Origin of the sequence: Bradyrhizobium sp. LjRoot220 (assembly GCF_964252915.1) — a bacterium.
Lineage (GTDB): Bacteria > Pseudomonadota > Alphaproteobacteria > Rhizobiales > Xanthobacteraceae > Bradyrhizobium.
On record NZ_CAXUPS020000003.1, the window covers coordinates 878,718 to 888,468 of the forward strand.

A 9,751-nucleotide genomic window follows, 5' to 3' on the forward strand; every position below is an offset into this window, starting at 1 on the left:
GACTGAAGCCAGGCTATCAGATCCAATGTCCTCATTGCATGAAGCTGATCACTTTCGACAGCGGTTCTGAAGACCCAGATATTCGACGTCCGCTGAAAGCTGCACGAGATTTCCGTGCTGGGGCCGAGGAGGCACTCGCACTGGCCCGAATGGCTACTCAGGGGCAGCGGCGCGATCCTGCATATTAGTTAAGCTCGGCGGGCGCCGTATGTCAGCCTTGCGCCCCCTACGCGACGCAAGCCTCTTCTCGTGACACGAAACGGGCGGCGGAATGGTCGCTGCCGGTAATCTCGCGGACGCCTCCGAAGCTATGTGTGGTGCTTAGGTGAGGTTCGATCAATGGGACACGACGGCACATTTCGGACCTCATGCCATGCCTGAACTGAGTCTGCAGTGCGCGGTAAAGCGGGCGTCCGGTGATCGCTTGAATTATGAGTCCACCCCGCAATCCACCGATGTCCTGCGAACTGCGTCGCCTCGTGCGCAACAACCATCTGGATCAACGGGCGCGACAGGCGCCAGCGCTGCAGCGGCGCACTATTTTGGCTGCGCATGAGCGAATTGCGCGCAATACCGTTTGACCCGGCTTCCCAAACCTGAAACGGTCGTTTCAGTTTGGAAACTCTATGAAGTGTAAAGCTATTTTGCTGCACGCGGTCCGTGCGCGGCGTCTTCGTGCAGCGAAGACAGCGGTTACCTCAACGTGATTGACCTTGAGGGCGTCTCCGCTCAAGCGCTGTCGGACACGATCGGCGCGATCTATGACTGCGCGCTCGATCCGCAGCTTTGGCCGGAGACCTGCCGGAAGATTGCCGATCTCTGTGAGAGCACGGGCGGCGGCATTTGCGTGCACGACATGCGGCACGTGCAGAATGATCAGCTGTTCGTGTTCGGATACCAGCCGGAATTCCTCGACAAACTCGGAAGCCAGTATGCGCAAAGCCCGATGGCGGCGGCGGATATCGTTGCCGGCATCGGCGACGTCAACATCCTCTCCACTGATCGCCAGGAGTTGCTCGAAAGCCGGTTCTATCAAGAAGTGCTGGCTCCGTTCGGGCTGACCGACATGATCTGGTTTCCGGCGTTGCGGACCGGCGGCCGCATGGCTTCGATGCACGCCTCCCGGAAGGACGAGGCGCCGCACTACCAGGAACTCGAGATCGGGCTGTTCAAGCTGCTTTCGCCGCACGTCCGTCGCGCGCTGACGATTTCGGATGCGCTCGATCTGCGGACGCTGCACTCGGAGATGCTGGAAAAGACGCTCGATGTCCTCGCCGCCGGCGTTTTCCTCACCGCCCGCGACGGCCGGGTCGTCTACATGAACGCCGCCGCCGAGCGACAGGTCACGATCGGCACCTCGATTCGCATCCTGAACAACCGCCTCGATCCCGTCGATGCCGCCGCCCGCGCAGCGTTGTCGAAGGCAATCGAGCGATCGGCGGCTGATGACGTTGACGGGACTGCCGGCGAGCGTTCGCTCGCCATCCCCGACGAAAACGGTGCCGGGTATATCGCAACCCTGCTGCCGGTGCAGCGCGGCCACCGCCGCGACATCGTGGCGCCGTTTGCGGCCTCCGCCGCCATCTTTATGCAGGATCCGCTCGAAGCCCCGTTGATGCCGGGCGAAGCCTTTGCCAGGCTGCACAAACTGACCGGCGCGGAATTGCGCGTCCTGCTGGCGCTGGCCCAGGGGCTCGGCGCCAGGGAGGCGGCCGACATGCTCGGTATCGGCGAGCCCACCGTGCGCAGCCATCTGCAGCACATGTTCGCGAAAACCCATACGCTGCGGCAAGCCGACCTGCTGCGCCTGTTGCAGAGCTCGACGCCGGCGGTTCGCGCGCCGCAGCCGGCTGATCTTTAGATGCCGGATTTGGGCATCGCGGACCGGGTCGGGCAAATAAAAATAATACTAGCAGATTATCATCGGCCTCATTGGTTCCGATGATGCGCAACGCGGCCCGTTATACCAGCATCGCCCATCTGAATTTCTGGGCCACCGCCACGAAATCAATTCACAGCTGAACCGCAGGCCGAACTGTCCCGATGGGGTCCGGCGAGCGTTGGCGCATGTCGCTGCGTTGCATAATAGGACGAAATCGCTATGGCAAACCGGCTCATAAAAATCAGAACCGCAGATCTCAACTCACTTCACGTTGCTGAATGGTCAAGGTCAGGACGGCGGCATCGCTTGCTCGCCGGCACGGCCTTCACTGGCGCGTTCATCGCAGTGATCGCTGCCTTTCCCCAGGGCGCGCTGGCGGCATGCGCCGGCGTCGACTCGGCGAGCGTCAGCTGCGACCTCGCCAATCAGGCGGCGGCCGGAACCCTCGCCACCACATTCAACGGCAGCACGGTCGTGAACGTCGGCAATGGCGGCAAGATCGATGCCGGCGGGGCCACCGCCACCGTGACGGCGCCGGGCGACCTGACATTCCACAACAATGACGCGACCTACGGCATAAGGAATCTTGGCTTCGGGGCGGGCACGGCTGTTACGCTCACAAACGATTTCGGCAATATCACCTATGTCGGCAACGCCAACGTGACCGCCACCGGCGGCGTGACCGGAGACGGCATTCATGCCGAAATCAATGCCGGCGCCGGCAATATCAGCATCACCAACAATAGCACGGTGAGCGGCACGGACGGTGGTATCTTCGCTGACAATCAGGGCTCCGGCAGCGTGCTGGTGACAGGGACTGGCGCCGTGAACGGAAGCGTTGGGATCTGGGCGCAACAGACCGGTGTCGGCCCCGGCGCCGGCACCAATGGTGTCGCGATCATCGGCAGCGGAACTGTCGCCGGGTCCTTTGGCGCCGGCATCGGCGGGATCGTCGCCGGCGGCGCGTCCAATGTTCTGGTCGACTGGTCCGGCCCGGTGAGCGGAAGCTCCGGCAGCGCCATCTTCGCCCGGAACGACGGCACCGGAAACGTCGTCGTCAACGGCAGCGGCTCGGTGACCGCCTTCGATCCCATTACTTTGATGGCAGTGGACGGCATCACGGCGCGGCAAAACAATGGTGTCGTCGGCACCAACGGCAGCGTATCGGTTGGCGGTTCCGGCAATGTCAGTGCCACCGGCACCGGCATTGATGCCAACGTTATCGGTGCCAACAACACCGGCAACGTCACCGTCACGCGCACCGGCACGGTGACCGCGGCCTTCATCGGCATTAATGCGGCGGCTGCCGGCGGCGGTAACGTCACGGTGACTGGCACCGGCAATGTGAGTTCGTCCTTCTCCGTTGGCATCAACGCCGTAGCCTCCGGCGGCAACGGCAATGTCGTGGTCGCGCCCGCCGGCACCGTCTCCGCCCAGGCACCCGGGATCAATGCGAGCGCCGTCGGCACCGGCAACATCACCATCACGATATCGAACGACGTCACCAGCTCGCAGGCCCGCGGCATCACTGCAAACGTGGTGGACGGCCATATCACGCTGAACGTGCAGAGTGGCACGGTCCGCGGCGGTGCGGCCGGCTTCCTGCAGGATGGTATCCAGGCCGGCGCATCGGGAACAGGCGGAGTCACCCTCACCATCAGTGCCGGCGCGTCCGTCATCTCCGACCAGCTCTACGGTCTCGACGTCGACGGGCACAACAATCTCATCACCAACCACGGCACCATCCGGGGCTTCGGCGGCGTCGCTACCCAGCGGACGTCGCTCGTCAATGCCGGCGCGATCATCGCCACCGGCGGCGCCGCCGTGAGCTTCTTCGGCGTCGGCAACACCCTGACCATGGAGGGGCCAATGGCCACGCTGACGGGCCAGGCCATCGCCAGCGTAGCCGGCACCGATACGTTCCGCTTCGCCGGCGCCGGCACCAACAGCTTCGACGTCAGCCAGATCGGCGGCACTGACTGGGCATTACTCGACAAGACCGGCAGCTCGAACTGGAGCCTGACCGGCACCGGCACTTACGCAGGCCCGGTCACGGTCAATGGCGGCACCCTCAGCGTCAACGGCGACCTCACCTCGGCGAGCAGCCTTACGGTGAATCCCGGCGGCGCGCTCGGCGGCAGCGGCATCGTCGGCAACACCGCCATCAACGGCGGCACGCTGGCGCCCGGCAATTCGATCGGCACGCTCACCGTCAGCGGCAGCCTGACGATGACGGCAGCATCGACCTATCTGGTGCAGATCTCGGGCCCGTCGTCTGACAAAACCGTCGTGACCGGCACCGCCAATCTTGCCGGCAAGGTCACGGTCGATCCGTTGGCGCGCGTCGCAGCAACCACCACCTACACCATCCTCGGTTCGACCGGCACGACCGGCAGCTTCTCCGCAGCCCAAATGGCCAACAACTTTGCACGCAATCCGCGGCTGAGCTATGTCGGCAACGATGTGCTGCTGACGCTCGATCAAGGCCTGTTGTTGCCAAGCCTGCCGGGCAACGCCAACAACAACCAGAAGAAGGTCGCCGCCGGAATCGACAATGCGCTCATCGCCGGCGGCGTCATGCCCACCGGCTTTAACGCGCTGTTCGCGCTGGTCGGCGATCCCCTGCTGAATGCGCTGACACAGGCGGCCGGCGAGACCGCGACCGGATCGCAGCAGTCCACCTTCAACGCCATGAACCAGTTCATGGGCGTGATGATGGACCCGTTCATTGCGGGACGGGGCGACGGCGCTACTGCCGGCGGCAACGCGCCGGGCTACGCCGACGCGGAAGCGCTGGCCTATGCCGCCAAGAAGCGTAACCCGGACGACGCGCTGGCGGCGATCTACACCAAGGCGCCGCCCATGGTGCCGTTCCAGCAGCGCTGGAGCGTCTGGGCAGCGGGTTTCGGCGGCTCGCAGACGACGGACGGCAATACCGCGGCTGGCTCCAATACGGCGACGTCGCGGATCTATGGCACCGCCATCGGTGCCGACTATCGCTTCTCGCCGTTCACCATTGCCGGCTTCTCGCTGGCCGGCGGCGGCACCAATTTCAGCGTCGCCAATAACGGCACCGGGCGTTCCGACCTGTTCCAGGCCGGCGCGTTCATCCGGCACAACATCGGCGCCGCGTATTTGTCCGGCGCGCTGGCCTATGGCTGGCAGGACGTCACCACCGACCGCACCGTCACCGTCGCCGGCGTCGATCAGCTGCGCGCGCGGTTCAACGCCAATGCCTGGTCCGGCCGGGTCGAAGGCGGTTATCGCTTTGTCGCCCCCGTGATCGGCGGGATCGGCTTCACGCCGTATGCGGCGGGCCAGTTCACGACCTTCGAACTGCCGGCCTATGCGGAAGGCGTTATCTCCGGCGCCAACACCTTTGCACTGGCGTACAGCGCGAAGAGCGTGACGGATACGCGCAGCGAACTCGGTCTGCGCACCGACAAATCGTTTGCGATGCAGACCGCGATCCTGACGCTGCGCGGTCGCCTGGCCTGGGCGCATGATTTCAACCCCGACCGCGGCATCGGCGCGACCTTCCAGACGCTGCCGGGCGCCAGCTTCTTCGTCAACGGCGCGGCACAGGCGGCCAACTCCGCGCTGGTCACCGCCTCGGCGGAAACCAGGTGGATGAACGGCTGGTCCACGGCCGCCACCTTCGAGGGCGAATTCTCCAACGTGACCCGCAGCTACGCCGGCAAGGGCGTGGTGCGGTATGCGTGGTAGGCACCTCGCGTAAGGCGGCTTTGCTATAAACCATCGTTTCGATGCGCGCTGGCGCGCCGCCGCCGCTCAATTGGCAGGCATCGGGGCCTGGCGCATCCCCGCGCCGGTCCTCGCCTACAAAATAATTCAAATCACAAATCATCGATCTCATTGGTTCCGATGATGCGCAATTGCGCCAGCCGTTCCAACCTCCCCCTCTGAATTTATTGGCCGCAAGCGCATTTCCCCTGTCGAAAGAATTTCAAATGACCACCGTCACCAGCATTGCCCAACTGAATGCCGCCATCGTCGCAGCGGCCGGCGTCACTGCGCCCGGAACCGTCACCATTACGCTCGGCAGCAACATCACCTTCAGCGCCACTGCGCTGCAAGCGATCAACCTGCAACCTGGCGTCACGCTGGTGATCGAGGGCGGTGGCCACACGCTGAACGGCGGCGGCGTCCAGCGCGGCTTTTTCGTCTACGCCGGCACGGTCGAGATCAACGACCTTCTCGTCAACAACATGCTGGCGCGGGGCGGCGACGGCGGTACTTCGGACGTCGGCGGTGGCGGCGGTGGCGGCGCCGGCCTCGGCGGCGGGCTTTTCGTCGGCGCCAATGTGGCCGGCAACCCCGGAAACGTGACGCTGAGCAACGTCAATTTCTCCCAGAACACGGCTGAGGGCGGTCAGGGCACGATCAACGCACTCATCGCAAGCGCCCCCGGGGGCGGCGGTGGTCTCGGCGGCAATGGCGGCGCCGTGGACATTCTGTTAGGCGGCAGCGGAGGCGGCGGCATCGGGGGCGACGGCGGCACTGCCACTGTTAGTCAGGGTGGCAGCGGCGAGACCGGCCTGGTTTCCGGCGCCGCCGGCGGTGCCAGTGGCGGCCAAGGCGGACTTGGGAATCCGGGGGCTGGCGGCTTGAACGGCGGTGGCGGCGGCGGCGGCGGCGACGCCGACGATATTATGGCGGGCTGGCAGGTGGTTGCTGGTGTGCCCAATACCCTCGGGCCCGGCGGCGGCGGCGGCGGCGGCGTCGGTGGCGCTGCGGGCAGCATGTTTCACGGCGGCGACGGCGGGTACGGCGGTGGTGGCGGCGGCGCCGGCGGCGACGGCGGGTTTGGCGGCGGCGGCGGCGCCGGCGGCGCCGGCAGCGGCGGCGATGGCGGATTTGGCGGCGGCGGCGGCGGCTCCTTCACGAACGGTGCAGCCGGGTTTGGTGGCGGCGGGACGCTGGACGGGGGCTACGGCGGCGGCGGCCTTGGGGCGGGTGGCGCCATCTTCGTGCAGGAGGGTGCCTCGCTAAGCTTCGCCGGCTCGACGCTAATGCTCTTCAATTTGGCCAAGGGAGGCGGCACCCGCAACCTCGATGCCATGGTTCAGGCAGGCGAACCTCTGGTCATCGCCGGCATTCCGAAAGGCCAGGCCTTCGGCAGTGGCATCTACCTGCAAGGCAACAACACGCTGACCTTCCGGCCGGACGGCCTGGCACTCGGCCAGCAGGTCAACCAGGGCCAGGTTATCAGCGACGTGATCGGTGACGACGCTGGTTCCGCCGCCGCCGCGGGATATGCCGGCGCGGCGGGCTACACGATGGGCCAGACCGGTATCGTCGTCGACGGCACCGGCGAACTCGTGCTGCTGGGGAACAATACCTATTCGGGCGCGACCACGGTGGCGCACGGCACGTTGTACGTAGGGGGCTCGATCGCGAGATCCGCCGTCACGGTGCAGAATGGCGGCACACTTTCCGGCATCGGCACCACCGGCGCGGTCACGGTCCAAAGCGGCGGCGTGTTCGATCCCGGCGCGGGCGATATCCACACCGGCAGCCTGTCGTTTTCGTCGGGCGCGAGCTTAGCGATTCAGCTCGGTGGCAATCAGGCGGGCGTTTTCGATCAGGTCGTCGTCAACGGCGCCGTCGCGCTGGGCGGTGCGACGCTCGACCTGTCACTGTTCAGCGGGTTCACGCCCACTGTCGGCAACAGCTTCCGCATCATCGATAACGACGGCACTGCGGATGCGGTGAGCGGCACCTTCGCGGGTCGCGCCGAGGGAAGCTCATTCTTCGCCGGCGCTGTCAGGTACGCGATCACCTATCACGGTGGCGACGGCAACGATGTTGTCCTGACGACGCTGACGCCAAACATTGCACCTGTTGTCACCGGCGCCGTCACACTTGCCTCTATCGTCGAGGACTCCGGCGCCCGGTTGATCACGCAGGCGCAGCTGCTGGGCAACGTCACCGATGCCGACGGGCCGTCGCTCACCGCGACCGGTCTGACGAAGGTGGCCGGCTCGGGTACGCTGGTCAACAACAACAACGGAACCTGGAGCTACACGCCCGCGCTGAACAATGACACCTCGGTGTCGTTCTCCTATCAGGTCACCGACGGCTTCACCTCGGTCGCTAACAGCGCCACGCTGGACATCACGCCGGTGAACGATGCGCCCGTTGTTACCGGTGCGGTGACACTGAGTGCGATTGCCGAGGACTCCGGCGCCCGGCTGATCATGCAGGCGCAGCTTTTGGGCAACGTCACCGATGTCGACGGGCCGGCGCTGACGGCGAGCGCACTGGCGATCGCGGCCGGCGCGGGCACGCTGGTCAACAATAACGACGGGACCTGGAGCTATACGCCGGCACTGAACGACGACACCTCGGTCTCGTTCGCCTATCAGGTCAGCGATGGCACGCTTTCGGTGGCCGACAGCGCCACGCTCGACATCACGCCGGTCAACAACGGACCGGTGGTCGGCGGCGCAGTGACCTTGAATGCCATCGGCGAGGACTCCGGCGCCCGGCTGATCACGCAGGCGCAGCTTCTGGGCAACGTCACGGATGTCGACGGACCGTCGCTGACCGCGACCGCTCTGGCGATCACGACCGGCGCGGGCACGCTGGTCGACAACAACGACGGGACTTGGAGCTATACGCCGGCATTGAACGACAACACGTCAGTATCGTTCTCCTATCTGGTGACCGACGGCGTTGCGGCGCCGTTCGCCGACAGCGCCACGCTCGACATCACGCCGGTGAACGATGCGCCCGTCGTCGCCGGTGCAGTCACACTCACCGCAATGGCCGAGGACTCCGGCGCCCGGTTGATCACGCAGGCGCAACTGTTGGGTAACGTTACCGATATCGACGGGCCGTCGCTGACGGCAGTCGGTTTCGCGATCGCCACCGGTTCGGGTTCGCTCGTCAACAACAACAACGGCACCTGGAGCTACACTTCGGCGCACAACGATGACAGCTCGGTGTCGTTCTCCTGGCAGGTCACCGACGGCACGGCATCGGTCGCCGACAGCGCCACGCTCGACATCACACCGGTGAACGATGCGCCGGTAAACACCATGCCGGCGTCCCGGAAGGTCGCGGCCAATACCGATGTCGTGATATCGGGGCTCGCCGTCGGCGACGTCGATTCGACATCGCTGACCACCACGCTTCACGTCGATCACGGCACGCTGAGCATCGGAACCGTCGGCGGCGCGACGGTCGCCGGCAGCGGATCGTCCACGGTGACGCTGACCGGCAGCGCGGCGCAAATCGACGCCGCGCTCGGTGCTGCCAATAACGTGCTCTACCACAGCACGTTCGATTTCAGCAGCGTCAATAACCTGACCATGACCAGCAGCGATGGATCGCTCAGCGATACCGACGTCCTGAACCTGCCGATCTCGAGCGGCCTGCCTGACTCCCAGCTGGCTCCGGAGGTACAATTCACTCTGTACGGCGCGGCGTTCCAAGCCACGGCCCATCTGTTCGGCACGCCCGGCAACCCGCTCTACCATCACGGGTTCGATTTCATCCCATGAACAGGCCGCGCTGGGTCGCTCAGCGATACCGACGTCCGGTATGCCGAACCACCGCCATCGACGCCATATCCGCCGGTGGCCACCACATCGCTTCTGCTATTCGGAAGTCGTGTCAAGCCCCAAAATAAAAAATATTTCGCTTTTACAGAATCAAAATCAGAGATACATATTCGGCCATCCCGTCCTGGTCAGAAGGGCGTCGGCCGTGGTCACGGACGTTGGACGGGTAGCGGTGGACGTGACGGTGCCCTTGACCAAAGGCGCCGAAGCGTACGGTGAAGACGAGTGGTCCCGACGTCGCGGTGCTGGCGTCAATGCACCTGGAGGCAATAGCTTCCAG

4 protein-coding genes are annotated in these 9,751 nt (G+C 65.1%); 3 read left to right on the plus strand and 1 reads right to left on the minus strand.

The genetic code is table 11. From position 1 onward, the window contains the following. The first annotated feature begins 703 nt into the window (after window positions 1-703). The 3 genes from ACSQ84_RS18320 to ACSQ84_RS18330 all read left to right on the plus strand — a co-directional run bounded on the left by ACSQ84_RS18320 (window position 704) and on the right by ACSQ84_RS18330 (window position 9,411). Window positions 704-1,861 carry a helix-turn-helix transcriptional regulator gene (locus ACSQ84_RS18320; protein WP_436213066.1) on the plus strand — a complete coding sequence of 386 codons (1,158 nt, stop codon included), beginning with the start codon at window positions 704-706 and terminating at the stop codon, window positions 1,859-1,861. A 327-nt stretch (window positions 1,862-2,188) separates the two neighbouring features. Next, window positions 2,189-5,608 (plus strand): autotransporter outer membrane beta-barrel domain-containing protein, encoded by a 3,420-nt coding sequence (locus ACSQ84_RS18325; RefSeq protein WP_436213067.1) that lies wholly within the window; start codon window positions 2,189-2,191, stop codon window positions 5,606-5,608. 245 nt (window positions 5,609-5,853) lie between these two features. Beyond that, complete coding sequence (locus tag ACSQ84_RS18330; RefSeq protein WP_436213068.1) at window positions 5,854-9,411, plus strand: cadherin-like domain-containing protein; 3,558 nt, start codon at window positions 5,854-5,856, stop codon at window positions 9,409-9,411. Between the two features lie 142 nt (window positions 9,412-9,553). On the opposite strand, the gene ACSQ84_RS18335 is transcribed toward ACSQ84_RS18330, so the two are convergent. Beyond that, window positions 9,554-9,751, minus strand: a 198-nt coding sequence (locus ACSQ84_RS18335; RefSeq protein ID WP_436213069.1) for a hypothetical protein, incomplete at its 5' end; no start/stop codon positions are given.

Coding starts and splice junctions, on each gene's coding strand:
- ACSQ84_RS18330 (WP_436213068.1), top strand. CDS start 5,854: ATGACCACCGTCACCAGCATTGCCCAACTGAATGCCGCCATCGTCGCA.